The sequence below is a fragment of the Vreelandella sedimenti genome, assembly GCF_013416325.1.
GTDB classification, from domain to species: domain Bacteria; phylum Pseudomonadota; class Gammaproteobacteria; order Pseudomonadales; family Halomonadaceae; genus Vreelandella; species Vreelandella sedimenti.
This window is the reverse complement of sequence record NZ_JACCGK010000011.1, coordinates 16,239-40,292: the sequence shown is the minus strand read 5'-3', so window position 1 is coordinate 40,292 and position 24,054 is coordinate 16,239. Positions and strand designations below refer to the sequence as shown.

Below are 24,054 nucleotides of genomic sequence, written 5' to 3'. Positions count from 1 at the left end.
TCCCAGGGGAAACGACGTATGAGTAACCACTTACTGATAGACGATAATCGATTATCTCAGCCGATAACCCACTCCAGTCAACGTCTCTATCCGTGCAGACTGGCTGCCAAGTTTTCGGCGCAAGGTGCGTACAATGGCATCTACTACATTGCTGCCTCCCTGATATCGGGTACCCCAGACATGCTGCAACAACTCACGCCGGGACACGGCCTTACCCTGGTGTTCGACCAGGTAGCGCATGACACCGAACTCCAGGGGCGTCAGCGCAACGCGGCCTTCCGCCAACATCAGTTGCCGGGCTTCGACATCTAACAAGGCAGGGTCACGCTTTATGCCCAGCTCGGCCGCGGCAAGCTCCGCCAGCCAGCCATCCACAGACGCCGGCCCGAAATCAAGCACCGCACTTGGATAGCAAAGACCATCCAGCTCGACCTCCCATCCGCCAAGGACTTCAAACCCCAACCGGTGCGCCACTTGTTGGTAGGCGCCAAGATCGATCGCTGTTAGATAGACCCGCCGCAGCCCAGGGCGCAGCTCCATATAGCTGCGCTTGAGGTCCAGCCAGATAGCCGCCTGTATTTCACTGGGTGAATCACCTTCATTGCGACTTAGCCAGCGGCGACAAAATAACGCCACCTCGCCCGATCGCATAGGCGACTGTTCAAGATGGGAATACCACAGGGCGGTCACCGGGTCATTGAGTAACCAACTAGGCTCAACCTGATCTGAACGCAGGTTGCAATACAGCCCTTCTACTTCTCCTGTCGCGCCCCGCACGATGGAAAACGCCTGCGGCATGCGCCGCCACCATTGCAGCAGCAGCTCGCTGGCCTGACGGCCATCATGGGCGCGGACAATCCCGGTAATGGCTTCATCGTCTTGAGGCTGTGCCGCTTCCACGGTGTGAAGCGCCGTCACAGTGGGGAAAAACGCCTCACGCACAACGGGGTTTTCAATCAGGTAGAGCATGTCCGCCGTATAGCGCCAGAGATCGTCGCTGGCGGCGGATTGCGACTCGCTGACCAGTTGTCGCCAGGCCGCCCGACGATAGTCCAGATAGCGGCTGGGGTCGCTGGCATGCAGGGAGCGGGCAAGCGGATCGCGCACGGCCTCATGAATAATCAGCCCATCATGCCCGCCATCCACAAAGGGCAACCTGCGCAGCCGCTCGTAGGCATTCTGGGGAGCGAGTTCCGGAAACAGTGCCTGCAACAGAGAGACCGTTACCCGTCGCAGCACCACGGCGCCCTGCAGCATATGTCGGCTCGCCGAATCCTCCACATCAGCAAGAAACATCCAACTCAGCTCATCAACCGCATGCTGTAGCACCGTCTCTTGCGGCCACGAACGGGCGTGGTTTTCCCGGCTGGCAGTGGCGGCCAGTTTTAGCGCCAGCGGATGACCATGGGAAGCCCGGATCAGGGATGCCGCATCTTCCTTCTGTATGCCATGCAAGTTAAGGAGCGCTTGTGCCTCTATTGGGCTCAACGGCTGTACCGGCACACTCTGAACCAGCCGCCCCCAGTCCGGCGCCGAAAACCAGACATCCAAAGGGCGTTGGCGACTAAAAAAGACGATGCGTACGTTATCCGGCAACAACGGGACAAATACCTGACGCAGCCAAGTATCGAGCAGCCTGAACACTTCGTAGGTGTCCAGCGCGAGCAGAACCGTGCTGCCCAGCAGGCCCAATCGCTCCACCAGCGTATCCACCCCCGGCCCACCATCCCCAATGGCGTCGCCTAGCGCATGTAGAAATCCAGGTTCAGTGGGCTCTATGTGGCGGCAGTCCAGCCGGATGACGCTAGCGCCTGCGTCCCTCGCCTCGGCCGCCAATATGTCCAGCAGCGCCGTCTTACCAATGCCGGTAATGCCGTAGACATGCACCACCCGAGGCCCTTCCGTCGCAAGCACACCGCGAAGAGTATCAAGCTCATTAGTGCGGCCAACGAAACCCTGGTAGGCCCGGTTGGTCGTCAAATCCGACGTCCATTGCCACATGGCTGATTTCTCAACGTGTCATGCTTAGCTAATACCTGAGTTCAGCATAGCTACAAATACCACCCGACACATTAGTTGCGCGCCGAACGATGACACTCAGATGCAATTCTCACGTAATTCTCATCAGCTCCTCACATCCGGCGGGCGATTCAGCGCTATAACAAGAGACACCCCCAAAAGAAATATTACAAAGCCATCCAACGACGTTAGGAGGAGACGAAATGAATCCCCAATGGAGCCTGAAAGGCGACTACCTCGAAAGCTGCAATTGCAAAGGCGCCTGTCCGTGTATCTACCTCGGCAGCCCTACCGAGGGTGAATGTACCGCCCTGGTGGGCTGGCACATTACTCAAGGCCAGTTCGAAGCGGTGGATCTCGACGATAGAAATGTGGCCATCGCCCTGCATTCCCCTGGCCCTATGGCTGAGGGTAACTGGAAAGTCGTGCTATATATCGACCAGCGGGCAGACGAGGCCCAGCTGGAAGCGCTAAGTCGCATATTCGGCGGCCAGGCCGGTGGCCACCCAGCACTGTTGGCCACCTTTATCGGCGAGGTGCTCGCGGTAGAGCACCTTCCCATCCAGTTTGAAGTGGAAAAGGGGCGTCGACATTTGAAACTTGGCCAATCCGCCAACACGGAAATTACCGCTCTGGAAGGTCAGAACGGCGCTGAGGTGACCATCCACAACCATCCGCTGGCGATAGCGCCGGGCGAGTCTCTGGTGGTGGCCAAGTCGCAATCGTTGCTACACCGTGCTTACGGCATCAACGTTGATCTCAGCGAACGCAGTGCATCTTATTCACCCTTCGCTTACAGCGGGTCTTGAGGGGGCATTGGCGATGGAACTGACGATGAGCACTCTCCATGCCCGGGAACGCTTACTGACCTGGTTAGCACTGATAACCGTGTCAATACTGGCGTGGGGTTACCTGATCATGCACGGCATGCACGCGCAAATGCCGATGAATGGAGAGATGACCAGCACAAGCGACGACATGAGCGTGCTGGTCACGGCCACTGTGATGTGGAGCGTGATGATGGTAGCCATGATGCTACCCAGCGCTAGCCCCATGCTGCTTACTTTCCTGCGCATCCACCAGCAGCGCGAACGAGAGGCAGGTGCCAGCACAGCCACCTGGGTTTTCATGGCAGGTTACCTTGCCGTGTGGCTGGCGTTTGCGGGGGCAGCCGCCGTCATGCAATGGGCGTTGCAGCAGAGTGCGCTGTTAAGCTCATCCTTGGGCCACGTGACCCCACTGTTAGGAGGCGCCCTGCTGGTAACCGCAGGTGCCTTCCAGTTCAGCGACCTTAAACAGGCTTGCCTGAACAAGTGCCGATCGCCCTTGAGCTTTCTGATGACCGAGTGGCGCGAAGGCAACGGCGGAGCGCTGATCATGGGGCTCCGCCATGGCGCCTACTGCACCGGCTGCTGCTGGGCCTTGATGCTGCTGATGTTTGTCGGCGGCGTTATGAGCCTAGTTTGGATGGCGGGGCTAGCCCTTTATTTTCTAGCAGAGAAGCTACTCCCCCAAGCAGAACGGATTAGCCAAATCAGCGGGTTCCTGCTTGCTGGTGTAGGCGTCATCATTTTGCTGTCTGCTGCCTATTAAATCGTGCCTGGGATAATTACCTTGGCCTTTTGGTGGGGCCACTCCCGCAGCGTTGGCAAAATAAAGGGCGCCTATATCAGTATCGGGATTATGGAGTACTCCTGACACTTATATACGCGCCCATAACTCAGCGTATTGCGCTATCGAACGTTAGACGTAAAAGTCCAGATCCTCTTGGGCTTTTAGCAGATCGCGCATTTTGATGGGATCGTCGCCAAAGAAGAAGATGAGCCCCCAATGAGTCCCGAAAGCAGACCGGTCAGGCACTGTCTCTTCTGCCGGTGCGACCAGTTCGTGTGACTCGAAGTACGGGTGATTAATCGTCTCTTCGGGCATTTCCAGCTTGCTGACAACACGACGGCGTGGGTACACACCGAAACAGCCTGCGTAGCCCTTCGCATCGACTACTTCGCGGGGGAAGAACGCCGCTACTTCCTCTTTTGTACTTTTCGGGTCGAACACCAACATTGACGCTTGATAGGCGTTAAAACCGTAGGCTTTTTCGATCAGTTCGAAAGCTTTGAAGCCGGGTGGGCGGTAGGCAACTTCGCCAAAATACATCTCACCGTCAGCTGTCACGAAGTACTCGGGGTGAATCAAACCGAACTGGATGTCGAAGGTTTTGATCAACAGCTCGATCTGTTTGGTGATCGCATTGCGCCAGCTCTCAAGCTCCTGGGTAGCAGGCACGAACACCGAGTAGCCTAACGTCACGTATTCCGAAATATTCAGGAACTGAATTTTGCCATCATGTATCCAGGCTTCAACGGCAAACTCCCAGCCGCTCAAGTGACTTTCCATCAGCAGCGGATACTCTTCATCCGGAATGTTATCAATTTCTTCTAGCGTGCGGATCATCCGGTGGCCAAGACAACCGGCTTTATCGAATGCTTTGACGTGTATCGGGTCATCCGGATCACCATCAAGCTTGAGCAGCGTTTGATTGACGCGCTTCATAAAGCGGACAATGTCTTCTTTTTCGTGCGCTTCTTCAAATATCCCAACGCGGATACCGCCAAGCTGGGCACGGCGCTTCATCAAGGCCTTATCACGGAATAGAATTGACTGACCAAACATACGTGGGCTGTCGAGAAGCACGGAGTTGATGGCACCTGACCACTCAACGGTTTCTTCAAACAGTGGGATGGCGACGTCTACGCCTTCATCCTTCAACTTTTCAGCAATCTCCATGGAACGATCATTCAAGCGAATAAAATCCCAGGAGATAAAAGGTATATTGTTCGCGGCACAGAAATCCTCAGCCCATTCGGGAGCAACAACGATATAACGGCGGTCAAACTTTTGCGCCGCCTTAATCGCGTTAATACTCCATCCAAGTAAGGCAATGTAACCTTTGTTTGGATCTTTGGGTGTCTCGGTACCTTTCACCGAGTCCATTTCCGCATCACGCCAGGCCGCTACTGCTTCGGGTAATTGCTTTTCTGATGTTATCGACATTTGATGTCCTCCTTGCTGGTTAACCCAAATTGACTGGGCTGAAATTGGAGCGCACCAAGTGAGCCAAGCCGCAGTCGGTGGTGTTCAGAAACGATTGAGTAAGCCAGCATTAGGGTTATTTAGCGCACCCGTCGTAACTAAGCTAGTCGATACGGTTACAAATGGCAATTAAACTGTAAAGCTTTTGTTAAATTTCTGTAGAAGTTATCTTGCTAAAAGATGGGGGATAATTTCTAAGAGAAAGGTGAAATAGCAGTTCACAGCCAGCCAATAGCCTGTAGTTACCCAGCTGGTGCTTAGCGACCTATCTCAGTTATTCTAAACACAATATTTGCGTTCCATGACTGAAGGATAGCCGTATCTATGTTGGGATTCCTGCAGGGATTTTCCTATGGCCTGTTTATGACCTGCCTGCCCTGGCTACTGGTCGGCCTCTTCAATCCTGGCCTGGCACTTCCGGTGTCGGCTACCAGTCGTCTCCAGGTAATCGCCCGCTACTGCCTAGTGGTTCCCTCCATCAGCATGTTGCTGTGGCTGACCTCCCTGTGGGGTGGTTTCAGCCCCAGCCTGTTTGGCTGGTTGACAGGCATCGTCGCCATTCCTATAGCACTTCCTATCGAGCGGAAGCTACGCGGCTGGCTGGCCCGTCGCCGCGTGCGTCGCCATAAAGCTCAAAGAGAGGCCGAAGCACAGCAGCGCCGTGCTGAAGAGGAGCGCAACGCCTATGAAACGGGGGTGTCGGTACTCGACCCCGCAAGGCCACCTGTGGGAGCCGACGATCTAGTCATGGCCATGTGCCGGGCCAAGCAGAACTTGCTCGATGTGCACCGCCCCGATTTGGCAATCCTGACCGACCGCCTCTACAGCCGCTACCGCCATGTGATGGACGTACTGAGCGACCGATTCCATACTGGCGAGCTGGCCTTTGAGCGCTCGCAAGGCTTGGTCACCCAAGTCTGTTTCGGCGCGGTGGATACGTTGACGACCATGGCCTCCCAAGCACGTGGTGTGGTTAGCGTGGACGGTAATTACGTACGCGGCCGATTGGAGCGGGAGGGCAAACGATTAAGCGATGAAGAGCGTGCTGCTCTGGTGCGTCGCCTCGATTTGCTAGTGGAGACCGAACACCGGCTGAATAAGCTCTCTGCCCGCATCGAATCCGCCTTGACCGTGCTCGACGATACTGCCGTTTCCATGGCGCGCATAGAGACGGCTCGCCCCCAGGCGTCGGTCACCACCGAAAAAGCGCTGGAAGATCTGCGCCGCTTCGTCGAAGGGGCAGATCGTTATGCCCGCAAGGATTAAGCTGACAGGCAGTGCTATCGTGCAATTTTCACTCTGTTGTATTTAAACCGTTTTATTTCATCGCATTTTTAATAGCTTTAAATAGCTTTAATAGCCCAGGAGATCTCTATGGCTCAGCAATCCGATGACAAACGTCGCCTCTCCCTGCCGCCGGTGGACGAGATCGCTGACCAGTTGGGAGCTAGTCGATTGGGTGCACGTCAGGCTGAATCGGTAACCCCTGATGAGCGTAATATCGACCCTGAGCTTGAGGCGTTGGCCGACCGCTTTGTCGAGGATATCCTCGCCGAAGGTGATGAGGAGTCAGTGGTTCGCCAGCGCCGTGCAGTGGATGAGATGGGCCTTGAACTGCAGCAACAGGCCGCCCATCGCAGCGCCATGCTGCAAACACCGCTGCGTAAGTTGGCTCACCAGGGCGACGAAGGCGGGCCGGTCGCCAAGGCACTGACCGATCTGCGTGGGCGCATGGAAGGGCTCGACCCCGCTCGCCATCGCTTGGCGCCGACTACATTGGATCGTGTTCTAGCGGTCATTCCCGGCCTGGATAGCCGCTTGCAGCGCTACTTTTGCAAGTTCGAGAATACCCAGAAAGCCTTGGATGCGATCATCGAGGATCTGGAAAGCGGTCGCGACATGTTGCATCGTGACAACCTCACCTTGAACGATGACCAGCAGGCGTTAACTAAAATCCTTTGCGAGCTGAACCGCCAAATTGCGCTGGGCCGCATGATCGATCGGCGCCTGCAGGACGAGGTCACTGCTCGCGATGGCGATGATCCGCGACGTCAATTTCTTGAGGAAGAACTGCTCTTCCCCCTGCGTCAGCGTATCGTGGATCTACAGCAGCAACTGGCAGTAAGTCAGCAAGGCGTACTGGCGCTAGAGGTGATCATTCGCAACAACCGGGAATTAATGCGCGGTGTGGACAGGGCCATTAACGTCACCGTGTCGGCGCTCACCGTCGCAGTCACGGTGGCCATGGCAATGGCTAATCAGCGCCTGGTGCTGGATCGCATCGAAGCCCTCAATACGACCACATCGCAGATGATTGGCGGCACTGCCAAGGCCCTGCGGCAGCAAGGCGTGGACATTCAGAAGCGGGCCTCCTCCGCAATGCTCGACATGCAAGTGCTTGAGGAGGCTTTCAGCGAGGTGATGGGCGCCATCGACGATCTATCAAGCTATCGGCAAGAAGCCCTACCCCGCCTGGATGCGCAGATCGACCGCCTGGCAACCCTGGCAAAACAGGGAAATGCGTCCATCGCGCGTCTTCAAGAAGGCAGCGAGTCGCAATCACAAGAGGGCCGCGACCCCAATTAACTTCAGGCTTTTTTAAGTAAAACGCATGGTTAGTTGAACATATAGTTGAATAAGCTACTTGAAACGAGAAGAGGCATCCCGGAAGGCTTTACGCATTAACTCCCAAGAGTCTTCCATACCTTGGCGGACAGTCTCCCAGGCCGCTTCGCTGGCATGCTGAAGCTCATCGAGCCTTTGTTGCGTCTCCGCCTGGCGCTTCTTGAGCCGCTCGATATCCTCCTGGTACTTCACCCTCGCCTCGTCGCTCGCCTGGCGAGCCTTGGCAGTCAGCTTATCGATATCAGCATTCCACTCATCGAGCCTGGCTTTCATTTCTTCAACGAATTCATCGCGCTGTCTCATGATGATATCTCCCCTGCGGTAACGAGTATGACTGATTCGGCATGGATCTCTATCTACTAAGATTAGCTGGAAATCTCAACTTGTTAATCCGAGGCTTGCACAGGGAAGGCTGATAGTCACAACGCGAACACATACTAAAAGTATCGTTGAAGGCGTTTCACTTTATAGTTTAGTGGCAATGACGAGTGCCTTGCTTAGTATCCCGGTGACAACCATTGCTGTCGGTTCGACCGCCATGTTCCAAAACCTCCCCGCTCTGAACAGCTGTCGTTGCGGACACGTTACCTGCACTCAGGAACACCCCAGCCAGCATTAGCGCTACTAATATCTTTTTCATGATTATCTCTCCAGAATAGCTGGCCTGATGTCAGTTAAACGAGATTACCATCTATCATGCTTGCTTATCTTTAGATTATTGAAATACAGGCAAAGACATAACGAGCAAATCACACAAGACAACTCTCGCCTAGTTCCCATCGCACGCGCGATGTGTAAATCAGCTAAATCACTGCTATTAGTTCGGCCACCATGCTTCACTACGTCGCCACTGCTTGTACGGTTTAACCACTTAACAACATGCAATCCAGCATTTTCGAAGTAGGTAACAATTATTCGATCTTATCAAGGTTTTATCTAACTTCTAATTATTATTTAATTTTTTTTCTAAAGCTGCTAATTTTTAATCCCATCGCATAGGTAGGTTTCCAGAGCTAATGCTTTCACTATCAATTTATTTTTTAATAAACGTAAAACTGCCTTTTCACTATACCTTTTGACGTTCCCGTTATTCCCTTTCGGAGTTCGTTTAAAATCTCATCAGCTACATTTTCTATGGCTGATAAAGTCAGATTGGAAATATCACGATGTTTTTTATTTATTTCATCAATAGCTGGCGTTATTGCTTCAGTTTCAACCAAACTAACCCCTTTTATTTTTGTAATATTATCTTCTTCAAGCAAAACCATATCAGTTTTAGAAGGGCCACCTGAAGACACAAACAGCGCTGCAAGAATATTATCAAAGTCGCCCCAGTTTAAGCTTTTTGCTTCCCAAACAAAAAGAGTATTCCTTGAAGTCCTTAAGCAAGAGGTTAAAGCATCGGAATTAAGATCTCTTGCACTTTCCGGCGGTTGATTTTAGGATCCCATTTTGAACATGTAAATTTCCTAATGAGATAGGTCATAGTTCTTCGCCTAAATTATCTATAACTTCTTGCTTGTATTTATTTAACCAATCAATGCCACTATCAGCCACATTTTCTAACATAAATTTATATTCTGGATTATCCCAACTTTCAAACAACGACAACCCAGCACCTCTAATAACAATATCATTGTGTGCGTAAGTGGCTATAGCTATCGGAAGAAAATGACTAGCATCAATCTTACAAGATATATTCTTAATTACATTTAAAATATGGGCATGATACTCTTGGATTGAGTCAATATAAGATTTCTGCCATATTTTATTTATCAATTCATACACAAAAGATGGCCCAAAACATTCCAAAGCCTCTTCAATGATAAAGCCTGCGGGTGACAAATCACCTTCTTCATAAAAGTTACTTTTAATTTATTGAACAACCTTATTTTCTATGTCTTTCGCTAGCTGCTCATTAGCATCATGTCTCCAACCACCCTTCCTGGACAGAAGATTCAAAATTATAACCATATATTGCATATTTAGCCTCATCTAAAAAATTGTTTTTAATTAAGAAGCTTTTCTACATGCGCTTAATAAAATCTTCTGAACCAGAAAATATTTCTTCAAAAGTATCTTGGTGATCTGGGAAGATGATAATGGCTCTTTTAAAGCGCATCTATACCACTGTTCTTAATAACATCAATCAAACTTTTTGTCTTTACAAGCATAACTGATCACTCGGTTATTGAGAAAAATTCGACATATCACTGACACTTCCCTTCCCTTCCCTTCCCTTCCCTGCACTTCGGCAATCCGGTTGAACACTGTGGCAATCGTTCAAGCTAACGACGTTTGTAGTCAGGATTCATCTATACGCTTTGACGCGATTGATCCATCCACTTGCTAATATCAGATCAAGCGACACGTGTATCCTGAAACTGCTTACCCAGTCAGAGCAAATCCCCTTGCCCGGTGTGAGGCGTTGAGCCAATTAGACGCTCTACTCAGATGATCGACAAGCAAGCTGCGGAAGTATCAGATAGGAAATGTAAGGCTCAGGTTTACCGCCAGTACTATTGAGACGAAACCCCAGACCGAAGCTGTCGCCGAGTACCTGCAGGGTAATCTGGATAAGCGGTCATTGGCCGTTATTAAGATGCGTACCGGCAAGCTCTATGACTTCTTTGGTGCCGACAAGGTGATAGGCAAACTGATTGGGAAAGCCAAACGATCCGCGAAGGCGAGCGCAGGGACAACTTTATAGAGTTGGCCCAACCAGGCGCATGCAAGGGCGAGCTGTTAAAACTGTAGTGGTGCCGTGTAAATTGGAAAAATGCGCTGATTACCTTAGAGCCAGAGGACAGCAAAGCGGGAAAACGTCGAACGATAACGATACCGCTCAGCGAGTCTGCTGTGGCCGTGCTCAAACGACGTCACCGATACGCGCAAACCTACTGTCCTTCATCGCCGAGGGTTTTCTGTGGAAGGAAAAAGAAAGTCTAGAAACGAAAAAACCCCTGACGAATCAGGGGCTTTAGTATCGAGGTGGCGGAGGGACAGGGATTCGAACCCTGGATAGGCTATTAACCTATGCCGGTTTTCAAGACCGGTGCATTCAACCGCTCTGCCATCCCTCCGGCTTATGGGTGCGTATACTAACAGCTTTTCCTTGGAAGTCAACGCCTTTTAGTACAAACGTAACCCGACGCGGGTAATCTTTCCGCCTTCCATATCGCTGACCACCCAATGAATGCCGTGCCAATCTACGTCGTCCCCGATAACTGGGTGGCCACCTACGCGCAGGGCGATAAATTCCGCCAGCGTCATGTCCTGTTCACCGGGGCTGAGCGTTAGGCCATAGGCTTGGGCGATATCCTGCATTTGCGCGCTACCATCCAGGGTAAAGGTACCGAAGAAGGCGCGCTCCTGTTTGAGCTTGGCATCGCCATTGAATAGTCGGTTAAGCGCGTACAGGTCCTCTGAGCGGCCGATCACACAAATCACATCACCCAGCTTCAAGCGCGTGCTGCCCTTGGGGTGCAGCATGGCGTGGTCGCGGAACAGCGCGGAAATCAAAGCACCTGAAGGAAAACGCAGCAGCCGGATAGGCACATCCTCTAAATCCTGGTTTTCGACCCCGTACACAAATAGCTCAAAGTCGTTTTCCGGCAGGATGCCCAGCGGGCCGCGCCGGTTAGGCACGGTGCCTACCGGCACTTCCACCTTCAACCACTTGGCCATCAGCGTCAGTGAGCCACCCTGAATCAGTAGCGACATCAATACCACGGCGAAGGCCACATTAAAGTAGAGCGAGGCGTTTTCTACCCCACCGATAACCGGGAAAATAGCCAGCACGATAGGCACCGCCCCTCTCAAGCCCACCCAGGCAATGAAGAAGGTTTCCCGCCAACGGAATTTGAAGAACGGTTTGATGGTGATCAGCACCGCCAGCGGGCGGGCAATAAAGATGAGCGCCAGTGCCACCAACCCCGCGGGCAGTGCCACGTCCCATAACTCACTGGGTGTAACCAGGAGGCCAAGCACCAGGAACAAGCCGATTTGACTTAGCCACGCCAAGCCGTCGTGCACAGGCAGAATAAAGTTGAGGTGGCGCCCGGGCTGATTACCAATCATCAAACCAGCAAGATAGATCGCTAAAAAGCCGCTACCGCCCAGCACGCTGGTTAAACCGAACACACTGAAACCCAGTGCCAGCGCTAGCATGGCGTAAAGGCCTGGGGCTAAATCGAGCCAGCGTAGCAGCTTGGCACTCAGCCAACCGCCCCCTAGGCCGACAATCAAACCAATACCAAACTGAGAAAGGAAAAACAGCAGGGTTTCAACGGGGCCGCCAATATCACCGACGAGCAATTCAACCAGCATCAGGGTCAGGAAAATCGCCATCGGGTCGTTGGTGCCCGACTCGATCTCCAGCGTCGCCCCTACCCGTTCGTTGAGATTAACACCGCGACCGCTGAGCATGGAGAAAACCGCGGCAGCATCGGTTGAACCTACGATGGCGCCAACCAGCAGGCCCTGTACTATCGTTAGGTCAAAAATCCACATCGCGATAACGCCAACAATGGCGCTGGTGATAAAGACACCGAAGGTCGCGAGGGAAAGCGCGGGTTTAAAACCCACTCGGAAGGTTTTGAGGCGAGTACGTAAGCCACCGTCTAACAAAATCATGGCCAGGGCGAGGTGGCCGATGGCAAAGGCCATGGAGTAATCGTCAAACACGACGCCCAGTACGCCCTCTTCACCTGCTAGCATGCCTAGTCCAAGGAAGATCAGCAGCAGCGGCACACCCATCATCGACGATAAGCGGCTGGCCAAAATGCTGAGCGCCATAAGAGAACCGCCTACCAAAAAGAACGTATAAATTGTGTCCATGACTCTCCGTCTCTACATCAATACAGCGCTATTATTGCATGTAACCGTTGAATTTACTGTCTCTTCTCAGCACCCCCTTATGCTCAAGGGGCTGGTCAGAAGCTTTCCCAGGCGGCTACACTTCGCCGTTACAACCCCTGGAGTTACTGACTATGTTGCGTTGCCTCTTACGCTGTTGGCACCCTATTCTGTTGAGTCTCATCGTTACCTTATTGTTTTCTAATTCAGTTATTTACGCAAATGAAGAGCGCGAAGAAAGCCCTTCAGAGACGGCCCCACTGACGCTAGATACAGATGTTGAGGTGCCGGAAGCATTTTGGCGAACCATTGACAGCGAAAGCGTCGAGGAAGTGCCCACCATGGCGCAAACCCCGGCACCGCCACTAGAACCACCGCCGATGAAACACATCACGCTAATGCTGGATTGGTACTTGAGCCCGCAGCACGCAGCCTTGGTGATTGCTAAAGAGCGAGGGCTGTACGCTGCCCAGGGGCTTGAGGTAGAGATTCAATCACCGGCCGACCCTTCCATCGCTATCAAGCTGCTAACCGCAGGTGAAGTCGATTTGGCGCTAACCCGCCAGCCACTGCTTCATCTACAAGTCCATAACGGTGCGCCGATCACCCGGATCGCAACACTGATTGAAACCTCGCTGACGGCGGTCATTGTGACGGGCGAGGAGCAAGCGGAAACTGAAAATACCTTGGCAGGGTTACACTACGGTTATACCACCGGAGAAGGCCGCGACCTGAGCATTCCGCGTTTACTCCCCCGTTCGGTACAACAAACAGATGATTTCACCCCGCCTATCAACCTGCACTTCGACCCCATTCGAGCAATGCGGGAAGGTCAGATTGATGCGGTCGCCGATGGCTTTTACCACTACCTTCCCCAGCAGTTGGCGACAGAAGGCATTAACACCCACGTCATTCGCTTTGATGAGCTAGATATCCCCCGAAATGACGGCCTGGTGGTATTGGCCAATAGCGATACGCTTGTTCGCCGCGCTGATACCTGGTCGCGCTTCGTGCTTGCCCTTGAGCAAGCGAGCCACTGGATTATCAACAACCCAGACGCCGCCTGGGAGCTGTTGATTAGCGCGCACCCTGTGCTCGAGAATGACATTAACGCCAACGCCTGGGAGGATATCCTGCGCCGCATGGCGCTAAGCCCCGCGGCATTAGATAGCCGCCGTTACGCTGGCTTTGAAACCTTTCTACTCAAAATGGGCCTTACTGACGCAACGTTACCCGTATCGCGTTTAGCGGTAGATCCACACACTTTATAACCAAGCATTAATAGCTCTCCATCCACTACCATGGCGGCCCATGAGCGAAACAGGTTTAATTTTTATAGACGTTGAAACCACCGGCACCCGGGCGACGCGGGATCGGATTACTGAAATAGCCGCTCTCAAAGTCGTCAACGGAGAGCTAGTGGATCGTTGGTCGAGCTTAATTTACCCAGAATGCAAAGTGCCCGCGCAAATCACTCAGTTGACCGGGATTAGCGACGACATGCTGGTTGGTGCGCCACGCTTTGTGCAGATAGCCGAATCACTCCGGGAGTGGTTGGGCGACGGGCAGTTGGTAGCCCACAATGCGCGCTTTGACTACAGCTTTTTGCGCAACGAATTTAAGCGCGCCGGGCAGGATTACCGAGTATCGTTGATATGCACACTGCGCTTATCCCGACGGATAGCGCCCCAGGAGCGCCAACATAACCTGAAAGCACTGCTTAACCGCTACGCTATCACCCCCATCTGCCACCACCGTGCCGGAGACGATGTGGACGCGCTGTGGTCACTCTGGCAAGCGTGGCAGGTTGAGCACAGCGATGAAGCGTGGCAGCGCCTGTTGGGCGATGAGCGCCGCCACCGCACGCTTCCTGCCCATCTGGATAGTGCGCAGCTGGAACGGTTGCCCGCCTGCCCCGGTGTCTACCTGTTTTACGGCCACAACCGGCTGCCCCTGTATGTGGGCAAAAGCATCAATCTACGTAGCCGCGTGCTAGGGCATTTTCAGCGCGACCACCAGGACGATAAAGAGATGCGTCTTGCCCAGCAGGTGCAACATATCGAATGGGAAGAGACGCTGGCGATTTAGGCGCCCAGTTGCGTGAAGCGCAGTTAGTTAAAACGCTAATGCCGATTATGAACCGGCAACTGCGCAAGCAGCGTAAGTTAACGACCTGGCACTGGGCCGAGGAAGCCGACCACCCTGAGCTACTCAGCGGTAGCGCTTTGAGCCAACCGCTGGCCCAGCCTCTAGGTGGCACGCTGTATGGTTTGTTTCGTAATGCGCGGGAAGCCAAGAGCGCATTGCGCGCTATTGCTGAAGAGCAGCAGCTCTGCCCTCGGGTGTTGGGGCTCGAAAAAGGTAAGGGGCGTTGTTTTGCCAATCAGGTGGGCAAGTGCCGCGGAGCATGCAATGGTCAGGAGTCGATAGCAGCACATACCCAGCGGGCACAGGAAGCCCTCACCCAGCTTCAGGTCAATGTTTGGCCGTGGCCAGGCAGCATTGCTATTGAGGAGCAGTCAGCGGACGCTACAGCGCCTGCATGGCATGTCGTTCGACAGTGGTGCTACTTGGGCAGTGCGGCAAGTTTTAACAAAGCGCAAACGCTGGCGGACGCACCCGCAAGCTTTGATGTGGATAGCTACCGAATTTTGAACCGTTTCTTGCGTTACCCAGAGCAGCACGGTTTAACGGTCACACCACTGTGATAAAACAGCGCTTCTTAAGTTATCAACTAAACACGCATCTACTGCGCCTCTACAAACGCCGTCACGGCCTGCTGGAAGGCTTCCGGCTGGTCGGCGTGTAGCCAGTGACCGGCATTTTTGAGCGTTACCACACGGGCACGGGGCAACAATTCACGCAGCGCGGGGATCATATCGTCAGCCACATAGTGGGAATCGCCGCCACGCAGCACCAGCGACGGTCCATCGTAGGGCTGCTCACCATCGGGAATGCCGATAATGTCGCTATAACCACGCTTGATCTGATCTAAGCCTACCCGAATTGCCATCACGTTATCGTCATTGCGCACCAGATTAGTGGCCAAGAACAGCCGTGTGGGTCGCGACTCAACATGCTCGCCCAGCAGATCATCGGCTTCACGACGATTTTTGGGCTGGCCTTCCCGCACATTATCGAGCGCGGCAAACACATCATCGTGGCCGTGCTCATACGCCACCGGGGCAATATCCGCCACAATCAACGACGCCACCCGCTCAGGTGCCAAGCGCGCCAAGCTGATCGCTACTTTGCCACCCATGGAGTGGCCCAGCACATGAGCGCGCTCGATCGAGAGCTTGTCCAATAGCGCTATCACGTCATCCGCCATGGTGGCGTAACGCATTCCCTCTGCATGGGGTGAACGGCCATGGTTACGCAGATCCAGCGCAATCACCCGGCGACTGCCCTGCCACACTTTTAAGTGCGAACGCCAATTATCAGCACTCCCCAGCAAGCCATGAATCACCACCAGCGGAGGTTTATCCGCCGCGGCTTCGTCGGCGGGCATATCGATAAAGTGGAGATCAACGGTGGCAACGTCAGTCATGCTAGCTCCTCAGCCTTGCGGACTCTGTGTGTTTATGCGATTACGCCGTACGAGGCTCGGCATCCACCTGGCCTGTCCAAACCACCAAGCGGCGCGTTAGCCAGGCAAGCAGCAAGCCATACAGCGGGAGGAAAAACAGCAGGCTGATAGCGAGCTTAATGGCATAGTCGACGGCGGCAATTTCTACCCAATTGGCAGCCATAAACGGGTCTGGGCTGTTATAGAACGCCGCCGAGAAGAATGCAAAGGTGTCGGCCAAGTTACCCAACACCGTTGAGCAAACGGGCGCCACCCACCATGCCCACTGGCGCAAGCGGTCAAACACCTGTACATCCAGCAGTTGGCCAATCACATAGGCCAGGAAGCTGGCGAGGGCGATACGGGCGACAAACAGGTTCCACTCCGAAAGTGCCTCAATCCCGGCAAAGCTGCCGCGGGGAAATACCACGGATACCACATAGGAGACCAGCAGTGCGGGGAGCATAACGCGCAGAATAATCGATCGCGCCGACCCTTTACCAAACAGACGTACTGTTAGGTCGGTGGCTAGAAAGATAAACGGGAAGCTAAACGCGCCCCAGGTGGTATGAAGGCCAAACAGCGTAAACGGCAGCTGAACTAAATAGTTACTGGCGGCAATAATGCCGATATGGAAAGCCACCATCACCATTAGGCAACGGCGGTGCTGAGTCTCACTCAATGCAAACATGCGGGTAGACCTTTTTTTAATAGATAAGAGGGGTTAGGGAACCCTCGGGGTAGTAAGCCCATCACTAAATCAACGCTGATGAAGCTGGCGCTGCTCTGGGGAGCGCATTATACGGTTTCTACATGATATTAAAAGCCAAGGGATCGACGCTGACACCCCTTGGCAATCTACATGACCTGGCACTTGGCTAATAAAAAAGTAGCCGCATCAATCTAGCGGTGTGGCTCTGTCCGCAGCGCCTACCGAGCGTTCGCGCATGGCAGCGTGGACATCGGCCAAGCTGGTGGGGTCATCAATGGTCGAGGGAATGCCAAACTCTTTGCCGTCAGCAATCGTACGCAGCAGCTTGCGTAAAATCTTACCCGAGCGGGTTTTGGGTAATCGGTCGACCACTAATACCTGTTTGAAGCAGGCAATCGGGCCAATATGCTCGCGAACACGCGCGATCAGTTCGGCCTCCAGTGTCGCTTCATCGCCGTTAAAACCATCTTTGGGAATCACCAAGCCAATCGGCAATTGTCCTTTAAGATCGTCATGAATCCCAATCACCGCGCACTCGGCCACCGCGGGATGCGCACCGACCACCTCTTCGATTTCACCGGTCGAGAGTCTGTGCCCCGCCACGTTAATGACGTCATCGGTGCGGCCCATAATGAACAGATAGCCCTGCTCATCAAAATAACCGCCATCCCCGGTTAAATAATAACCGGGGAACGCCGCCATATAGGCACTATGAAAGCGCTTCTCGTCGCGCCAAACGCCGGTCAAACAACCTGGAGGCATGGGCTGTTTGATCACCACACTGCCCTGCTCCATGGGTTTGGCCTGCTCTCCATCGCGATTGAGCACTTGCACATTGAAGCCAGGAACGGGGAACGTTGCGGATCCCGCCTTGGTTGGAACGGCCTCAATGCCGGGCAAGTTGGCGGCGATGGGCCAGCCGGTTTCAGTTTGCCACCAGTGATCAATCACCGGCACGTCCAAAAGGTCATCCAGCCAGTGAAACGTGGGTGGATCGAGGCGCTCGCCGGCCACGTAGAGGTGCTTTAGGCTGCTGATATCGTAGTTCTGTAGAAGTTTGCCCTCGGGATCCTCTTTCTTAATCGCACGGAAGGCCGTGGGCGCTGTGAAGAAACTCTTCACCCGGTACTCCTCGATCAAGCGCCAGAAGCTGCCCGCATCGGGGGTTTTTACCGGCTTACCTTCGTATACCAGCGTGGTGCAACCAAGTAGCAAAGGGGCGTAAACAATGTAAGAGTGCCCGACGACCCAACCCACATCCGAAGCGGTAAAGAACACTTCACCGGGCTCCATGGCGTAGATCGCCTGCATCGAATAGGCCAGCGCCACCGCATATCCCCCCGTATCGCGCATAACGCCTTTGGGTTTTCCGGTGGTACCTGAGGTATAGAGGATATACAGCGGGTCGGTTCCCTTCACCGGCACGCACTCAGCAAACGGCGCCTTCGCAACCAACGCTTCCCAGTCGTAATCGCCTTCCCTCAACTCAGCCCGGTGCGCTTCACGCTGATAAACGACACAGGCAGCCGGCTTATGGGCGCTTAATTCAACGGCTTGGTCTACCATAGGCTTATAGGGCAACACCTTGCCTAGCTCGATACCGCAGGAAGCGGCAACCACCACTTTAGGCTCGGCGTCTTCAATCCGCGCCGCCAGCTCATGGGGGGCGAAGCCACCAAATACCACCGAGTGAATAGCGCCAAGCCGGGCGCAGGCGTACATGGCCACCAGCGCTTCGGGGATCATCGGCATATAGATCACCACGCGATCCCCCTTAGTGACGCCTAATTGCGCTAGCGCTCCCGCAAAATACGCCACTTTATCGCGCATTTCGCGGTAGCTAAGGGTGAGTTTGGCTTGTGCGGCAGGCGAATCCCAGAAAATCGCCGCCTGATCACCGCGCCCATTTTCGACATGATAATCCAGTGCAGCGTAGCTAAGATTCATTTCGCCGTCGCTGAACCAACGAGCATGCTCTTTCCCAGGGCTCTGCTCATCGTAGCTGAGAACGGTTTTAGGCGGCGTGTACCAGGGAATACGTTTGGCCTGCTCGGCCCAGAACGATTCAGGATGTTCGATGGAGCGTTGGAAGGTGTGTTGGTAGCGGCTCATGGTGTCCCTATCTTTTTTGTAGTAACGATCACGGAGGATTGTTGACACTTTATAAAGGAAACCGATATTTCGCCCTCATACTATGGGCTAAATAGCGACCAAAGCGGTAGACAGGCACCAACATTGTCGACAAGGTGTCGAATGACTACCATTGATTAACCGTTAAACAGCAGCTTGGACAAAACTCGCTAAATTACTGATCATTAAACAACATGATCCTCGCGACGCGACGATGCCTCGACAACGTACAACAATGCCTTTAAAACGACGCCTTTAAAACAATGCTTATAAAACGCTGATGTAACAGTGTAGGCAAGGAGATCATTATGTCTGCTTCTACAAGCGCCGCTACACGTCTGCTTGAACATAACTGTCGCGCGATTGAAGCGGGAACTAACCTGCTTAAAGCGTTGGCCAACGAGAAACGGCTGCAAATACTCTGCCTTCTTGCCGAGAAAGAGCTGTCAGTAACGCAAATTAATCAACAACTTGCGTTAAGTCAGTCGGCGCTTTCGCAACATCTGGCTATTTTGCGGCGTGATGAGCTCGTCGATACCCGACGGGAGTCACAAACCATCTATTATTCGTTAAGCAGCGAAAGCGCCAAGGCCGTGATCGATACCTTGGCACACCATTACGCTGCATAACGCTTCAAGGTTGAATCTCAGCGCCGCTGCCACCCAGCGGCGTCGATTAGGCCAAGCGCTTTCAGCGCTGCTTTTTCAACGCCTTCTGAAATGGCCAATCCCAGTTTACGGCTGACGGTTTTAGGGGCTTCTAGCTTCACTGTAAACACTTGCGCCTCGGTCATACGTTCTACCAGATAAGATTCGCTAGTCCCTACGCTGTCGACAAGCTGTAGAGATAATGCCTCGCTACCGTACCAAATCTCGCCTGTGGCGAGGGTGTCGATATCCATGGCGGGACGCCGTTCTGCCACATAGCTTTTAAACAAGCGGTGCGTATTCTCTAAATCCTCCAAGAACTTCGCTTTACCCTCTTCGGTATTTTCACCCAGAACGGTTAAGGTACGTTTATATTTACCCGCGGTCAGCAGTTCGACATCAACATCGTGGCGCTTAAGCAGACGATGAATATTGGGAACCTGTGCCACCACGCCGATGGAACCAATCACTGCGAAGGGCGCGGCCTTGATGTGCTTTGCGGTACAGGCCATCAGGTAACCACCGCTTGCCGCCACCTTGTCGATACAGACGGTTGTGTTTAGCCCCGCCGTGCGCAGCCGGTCTAACTGCGCCGCTGCCAACCCATAGGCATGCACCAGGCCACCCGCGGATTCAAGACGCACCACTACCTCGTCTTCTTTAACGGCGACACCGATGATGGCCGACACCTCTTGAGCAAAATGCTCCGTTTGCGAGGCTTTCAGATCGCCATGAAAGTCGAGCACCCAAACCCTTGGCGCCGAGGCGCCGTCTTGCTCCGTTTTGTGCCCCTTGTGACGTTTTTTATCTTCGCTGCGAAATAGTTTCAGCAGTTTTTTGCGCGCACCAGGAAGCGTGGCAGCCAGCCGCAAACGCCGGTCACGACGGCGGCGTTGATCGTTAAGTGGCTCGATCGTGAGCTTCAGGTCACTCTCTTTGTCCTGTTTGGTTCGCGCAATAAGCAGCAGGCCAATGCCTATCAGCGCCATCACGATGGTGGTTTGCACAACAAAAGTGCCTATTTCTGCTACCCATTCACTCATTGATGTTCTCCATTAGAGGATTAATTCCTTTATAGCTCGATATGCGTTTGCTGATAGTGACTAGCGCTCTTGATTGGAACGCCCGTATGAAATAACCTCGCCTACCTTTACGATTGTTTCTTTTGGCTCTGGTCGCTAGCCTTAGCCTGATCTACTTAACCGAGAGATATGTCATGTCAAACAACACCCTTGAGAAGCTAAAAGCGCGTTTTAATCCAGAAGCGGCAAAGGGCATGGATGAAGTTTTCCAGTTTCACTTTACCGATGCGGGCAGCTACTACTTAAATATCCAAGATGGCACGCTACACGTACAAGAGGGTGAACATGACGATCCTTCTGTCAGCTTAAGCCTAACCACTGACACGCTAAAAGGCATTATGAGCGGTGAGATCAATGGCATGACGGCCTTTATGACCGGCAAGCTAAAAGCGACCGGTAATGTCATGCTGGCCACTAAGCTGACTAGCTTATTCCCTAGCGAGTAATCGTCATATCGGCACGCGTCGCCGCTTATTCTTCGCGCCAGCGTGCCAAATGGGTTTCGATCAGTTCCCGGGATATCGAGTAAGGCGGCGGCAGAGAGGGTAACTGGCGGGGAGAAAACCACGCTGCATCGCTAATTTCCACCCCATCGATGCGAATGCGCCGGGTGGTGGCTTCGGCGAAGTAACCAAACATCAGTGAGTGCGGGAATGGCCACGCCTGACTTTGGTGATAACGCAGTTGATCGATAAGTACGCCCACTTCCTCAAACACCTCGCGATGCACCGCCTCTTCCGCTGACTCCCCTGGCTCGATAAAACCCGCCAAGGTGGAGTAGCGCCCGGGTGGAAAGCGCGGACTGCGGGCCAACAGCATCGCCTCCCCGCTGGTCACCAGCGTGATAATACACGGTGAGATACGCGGATAGTTGCGGTGCCCACAGGCGTGGCAGTGCATAGCGAATTCCGCAGTGAGCTTGGTGGCCGGTGCACCACAGCGACCGCAGAAACGGTGATTCTCTAACCAAGCACCTACCTGCAGCGCCGTAGAGAGCAGGCTAAACCAAGCGGTTGAAAGCTCGCTCATCCATTGCCGACCATCAATCCAATCGTTTCCAGCCTGGGACTCTACAAGCAGCGCCACCGGCTCATCATCCCAGTAACACAGCGGCTGCATCTGCTCTGTCCAGGGTTGATAGGGCTGCAGCGGGGTCAATTCTTCACTACCGTATAACGGTGCGGGCGCCAATAGGCTACGCGACAGCCGAATAACCCGACCTGCTTGTTCGTGATGGGGAATTTCTCGCCTAAGCATCGCTGGCCGCACCCTCAAACCAGTTCAATTGATGCGCCTCGCACTTGGCCTGATGGGCCGCTCGCTCTTCGTCAGTTGGTCGCACCACGCGCAGCTGTCCAGGCGTTAGAGAAAGCCGTTGAATCGACATCCCTTCATTGGAGGTGTCCGCCTGCTCCTGTTCCGCCGCAGTGGCCGCGTCCAAGGTCAGCGCGGTCTGCCCACCGGTCATCGCCAGATACACTTCGGCGAGGATTTCAGAGTCTAACAGTGCGCCGTGCAGTACCCGGTGGCCATTGTCGATATCGTAGCGTTTGCACAATGCATCAAGACTGTTGCGCTGACCGGGGTGCATCTTCCGCGCCATGGTCAACGTATCTAATATGCCGCAATGATCACTTACCGGCCCCAACACAGGGGATTTACGCTGCCGATTCAACATGCCCAGCTCGTGGTCAATAAAGCCCACATCGAAGGGGGCATTATGAATCACCAGCTCAGCGCCTTCGATAAATGCCCAAAACTCATCGGCAATTGCCGCGAAGACCGGCTCGTTAGCGACTCTGGCATCATCAATCCCGTGAACGGCGACGACTTCAGCATCGATATGCCGCTCAGGATTGATGTATTGGTGATAAGTGCGACCAGTGAAGCGTCGATTGACCATCTCAATAGCACCAATTTCGACTAGGCGATGGCCATCTTTGGGGTCGATACCCGTGGTTTCAGTATCTAAGATTACGGTACGGTAGCCTGAAAAATGTCTACTCATAACATCAAAAAACCTTTTAACCTTATGTTTTCAATAATCAACCTCACCTAAAAGCTGAGGTTTTCGTTAGTAAAATGTGTAAACTACAACATTGCTCTTATTACACTAGAGAAAAATGTAAACATGACCTTTAAAATAAAACATTTCATCGCCTCCGATGGCGAGCGTTTTTCTCATCTTTTCGATGTTGATACTGGTGGTTTCCCATTGTACTACCCCACAGGTTACATCGCCCGCTCAGTTCGTCCCAGCTGCACGCATGAGACGCAGAAAGTACACCTGGAGGCGATAAAACGTGTGTGCGAATGGGAGGCTCTAAGCGGTATATCTATGATAGTACGCTTTCAACGCAGAGAGTTTCTACGCCAGTTCGAGATTGATGAATTGGTAAACCATCTTACGGCCAGCCGCAGGGGGGGCAAGAGCGAGGTCATCAGCCGCCACAAATCGAATACGTACATCGCGTACGCGGCCAAATATCTGCGCTGGTTATCGAACGAACTAATCACCGAGCTAAACGCTGATATCAACGCCGCGGTTGATCAACAACATAATGCTTTATTGTCGGCGGTCTCACGTAAGAGCGGATCCAAGTCGGCAAGCGCCCAACGTATCCTCGGACTAAAGCTTTCAAATGAGACAAAGTCAACACTTCTACGTCTTTTCAAAGACCCGCTTGAAGGAGTGCATAAAAATGCTGATAAGGGGCCTCGCATGAGAAATGTGATCATGCTACGAATCCTATATGAGACAGGTATGCGTCGAGGCGAGCTGCTCAGCCTAAAGCTCGGCAACTTTGTGGAAGCTATCGGAGGTGAAAGCGCGCAGTTGCGGATCGAGCGCAACCACCACGACCAGTTCGACTCGCGAGTGCGACAACCGGTGGCGAAAACCCTTGGGCGCATCGTGAATATTTCCCCTGAGGCCGAGCAGCAACTTATTGCTTACCTGAATCATTGGCGCCCTAACTCGGGCAGTGACATATTCTTCGTAAACCATCGCGCTGGGCGCACGCAAGGAAAGCCAACCACCGAGACCGGATTCAACTCAGCTTTGAACAAGCTTAAAGAGATGTTTCATATGCTGAAGCCATTACACCCTCACCTTCTTCGCCACGATTGGAACTACAGGTTCTCACAGAAAGCTGACAAGGAGGGGTTGGATTTTGAAAGCGAACGAGTAATGCGGGAGATGTTAATGGGCTGGAAGCCGAATTCTACTATGTCTTTGCTTTATAATCAGCGACATATCCAAGAGCAGGCAAATAAGATCGGTAGAGAGATAGCGTTGGACACCATTAAACGAGGGTAATAATA

At 53.3% G+C, this 24,054-nt stretch carries 23 protein-coding genes and 1 tRNA gene; 10 read left to right on the top strand and 14 right to left on the bottom strand.

Going from position 1 to position 24,054, the window contains the following annotated elements:
• Positions 1–51 precede the first annotated feature (51 nt).
• Complete coding sequence (locus HZU72_RS13305; RefSeq protein WP_180092894.1) at positions 52–2,001, bottom strand: winged helix-turn-helix domain-containing protein; 1,950 nt, start codon at positions 1,999–2,001, stop codon at positions 52–54.
• Positions 2,002–2,222: 221 nt separating this feature from the next.
• Between HZU72_RS13305 and HZU72_RS13300 the strand changes: the two genes are divergently transcribed.
• Entirely contained in the window at positions 2,223–2,828 is a 606-nt protein-coding gene (locus HZU72_RS13300) for a DUF1326 domain-containing protein (protein ID WP_180092891.1), read from the top strand.
• A gap of 25 nt (positions 2,829–2,853) precedes the next feature.
• Positions 2,854–3,612 (top strand): DUF2182 domain-containing protein, encoded by a 759-nt coding sequence (locus HZU72_RS13295; protein WP_180092889.1) that lies wholly within the window; start codon positions 2,854–2,856, stop codon positions 3,610–3,612.
• A gap of 150 nt (positions 3,613–3,762) precedes the next feature.
• On the opposite strand, the gene HZU72_RS13290 is transcribed toward HZU72_RS13295, so the two are convergent.
• The gene (locus HZU72_RS13290; protein ID WP_180092886.1) at positions 3,763–5,070 is read right to left on the bottom strand and encodes an ATP-grasp domain-containing protein; all 1,308 of its coding nucleotides are present in this window, start codon (positions 5,068–5,070) and stop codon (positions 3,763–3,765) included.
• A gap of 363 nt (positions 5,071–5,433) precedes the next feature.
• Here HZU72_RS13290 and HZU72_RS13285 point away from each other — a divergent pair, with 363 nt between their 5' ends.
• Positions 5,434–6,375, top strand: a complete 942-nt coding sequence (locus HZU72_RS13285) for a cobyrinic acid a,c-diamide synthase (protein ID WP_180092883.1) — start codon at positions 5,434–5,436, stop codon at positions 6,373–6,375.
• 108 nt (positions 6,376–6,483) lie between these two features.
• On the top strand, positions 6,484–7,695 hold the full coding sequence (locus tag HZU72_RS13280) for a toxic anion resistance protein (RefSeq protein WP_180092880.1): 1,212 nt from the start codon (positions 6,484–6,486) through the stop codon (positions 7,693–7,695).
• Between the two features lie 54 nt (positions 7,696–7,749).
• Here the strand turns inward: HZU72_RS13280 and HZU72_RS13275 are convergent, their stop codons facing one another.
• From HZU72_RS13275 to HZU72_RS13250, 6 genes are all read right to left on the bottom strand, one after another.
• The gene (locus HZU72_RS13275; protein ID WP_027959459.1) at positions 7,750–8,037 is read right to left on the bottom strand and encodes a sll1863 family stress response protein; all 288 of its coding nucleotides are present in this window, start codon (positions 8,035–8,037) and stop codon (positions 7,750–7,752) included.
• Between the two features lie 169 nt (positions 8,038–8,206).
• Positions 8,207–8,374: a YHYH domain-containing protein gene (locus tag HZU72_RS13270; RefSeq protein WP_180092876.1), complete on the bottom strand. Its 168-nt coding sequence runs from the start codon at positions 8,372–8,374 to the stop codon at positions 8,207–8,209.
• Positions 8,375–8,774: 400 nt separating this feature from the next.
• On the bottom strand, positions 8,775–9,032 hold the full coding sequence (locus HZU72_RS13265) for a hypothetical protein (RefSeq protein WP_180092873.1): 258 nt from the start codon (positions 9,030–9,032) through the stop codon (positions 8,775–8,777).
• A 184-nt stretch (positions 9,033–9,216) separates the two neighbouring features.
• On the bottom strand, positions 9,217–9,579 hold the full coding sequence (locus HZU72_RS13260; protein ID WP_180092870.1) for a hypothetical protein: 363 nt from the start codon (positions 9,577–9,579) through the stop codon (positions 9,217–9,219).
• Between the two features lie 1,147 nt (positions 9,580–10,726).
• Positions 10,727–10,817, bottom strand: a tRNA-Ser gene (locus HZU72_RS13255).
• 49 nt (positions 10,818–10,866) lie between these two features.
• Positions 10,867–12,573, bottom strand: a complete 1,707-nt coding sequence (locus tag HZU72_RS13250) for a potassium/proton antiporter (protein WP_009287833.1) — start codon at positions 12,571–12,573, stop codon at positions 10,867–10,869.
• Between the two features lie 152 nt (positions 12,574–12,725).
• Here HZU72_RS13250 and HZU72_RS13245 point away from each other — a divergent pair, with 152 nt between their 5' ends.
• Genes HZU72_RS13245 through HZU72_RS24310 form a run of 3 tightly spaced genes read left to right on the top strand, consistent with a single transcriptional unit; the run spans position 12,726 to position 15,299 of the window.
• Complete coding sequence (locus tag HZU72_RS13245; RefSeq protein WP_180092867.1) at positions 12,726–13,862, top strand: ABC transporter substrate-binding protein; 1,137 nt, start codon at positions 12,726–12,728, stop codon at positions 13,860–13,862.
• A 40-nt stretch (positions 13,863–13,902) separates the two neighbouring features.
• On the top strand, positions 13,903–14,679 hold the full coding sequence (locus HZU72_RS24315) for an exonuclease domain-containing protein (protein WP_443089497.1): 777 nt from the start codon (positions 13,903–13,905) through the stop codon (positions 14,677–14,679).
• The gene (locus tag HZU72_RS24310; protein ID WP_443089496.1) at positions 14,655–15,299 is read left to right on the top strand and encodes a hypothetical protein; all 645 of its coding nucleotides are present in this window, start codon (positions 14,655–14,657) and stop codon (positions 15,297–15,299) included. The genes HZU72_RS24315 and HZU72_RS24310 overlap by 25 nt, the downstream gene beginning before the upstream one ends.
• 38 nt (positions 15,300–15,337) lie before the next feature.
• Here HZU72_RS24310 and HZU72_RS13235 read toward each other — a convergent pair whose 3' ends face one another.
• The 3 genes from HZU72_RS13235 to HZU72_RS13225 form a co-directional block, all read right to left on the bottom strand.
• Entirely contained in the window at positions 15,338–16,141 is an 804-nt protein-coding gene (locus HZU72_RS13235) for an alpha/beta fold hydrolase (RefSeq protein ID WP_180092864.1), read from the bottom strand.
• 40 nt (positions 16,142–16,181) lie between these two features.
• On the bottom strand, positions 16,182–16,850 hold the full coding sequence (locus HZU72_RS13230) for a 7-cyano-7-deazaguanine/7-aminomethyl-7-deazaguanine transporter (protein ID WP_180092861.1): 669 nt from the start codon (positions 16,848–16,850) through the stop codon (positions 16,182–16,184).
• A 207-nt stretch (positions 16,851–17,057) separates the two neighbouring features.
• Entirely contained in the window at positions 17,058–19,031 is a 1,974-nt protein-coding gene (locus HZU72_RS13225; RefSeq protein WP_180092858.1) for a propionyl-CoA synthetase, read from the bottom strand.
• Positions 19,032–19,309: 278 nt separating this feature from the next.
• On the opposite strand from HZU72_RS13225, the gene HZU72_RS13220 reads away from it, so the two are divergent.
• Positions 19,310–19,630 carry an ArsR/SmtB family transcription factor gene (locus tag HZU72_RS13220; RefSeq protein WP_022523354.1) on the top strand — a complete coding sequence of 107 codons (321 nt, stop codon included), beginning with the start codon at positions 19,310–19,312 and terminating at the stop codon, positions 19,628–19,630.
• 17 nt (positions 19,631–19,647) lie between these two features.
• Here the strand turns inward: HZU72_RS13220 and sohB are convergent, their stop codons facing one another.
• Complete coding sequence (gene sohB / locus HZU72_RS13215; protein ID WP_180092855.1) at positions 19,648–20,691, bottom strand: protease SohB; 1,044 nt, start codon at positions 20,689–20,691, stop codon at positions 19,648–19,650.
• Between the two features lie 173 nt (positions 20,692–20,864).
• On the opposite strand from sohB, the gene HZU72_RS13210 reads away from it, so the two are divergent.
• Entirely contained in the window at positions 20,865–21,176 is a 312-nt protein-coding gene (locus HZU72_RS13210; protein WP_180092852.1) for an SCP2 sterol-binding domain-containing protein, read from the top strand.
• A 25-nt stretch (positions 21,177–21,201) separates the two neighbouring features.
• On the opposite strand, the gene nudC is transcribed toward HZU72_RS13210, so the two are convergent.
• Positions 21,202–21,987, bottom strand: a complete 786-nt coding sequence (gene nudC / locus HZU72_RS13205; protein ID WP_180092849.1) for an NAD(+) diphosphatase — start codon at positions 21,985–21,987, stop codon at positions 21,202–21,204.
• Positions 21,980–22,738, bottom strand: coding sequence for a DNA polymerase III subunit epsilon (gene dnaQ / locus HZU72_RS13200; RefSeq protein ID WP_180092846.1), 759 nt, complete (start codon positions 22,736–22,738; stop codon positions 21,980–21,982). Before dnaQ ends, nudC begins: the two co-directional genes overlap by 8 nt.
• Positions 22,739–22,861: 123 nt before the next feature.
• Here dnaQ and HZU72_RS13195 point away from each other — a divergent pair, with 123 nt between their 5' ends.
• Positions 22,862–24,049 (top strand): tyrosine-type recombinase/integrase, encoded by a 1,188-nt coding sequence (locus HZU72_RS13195; RefSeq protein ID WP_180092843.1) that lies wholly within the window; start codon positions 22,862–22,864, stop codon positions 24,047–24,049.
• Positions 24,050–24,054 lie beyond the last annotated feature (5 nt).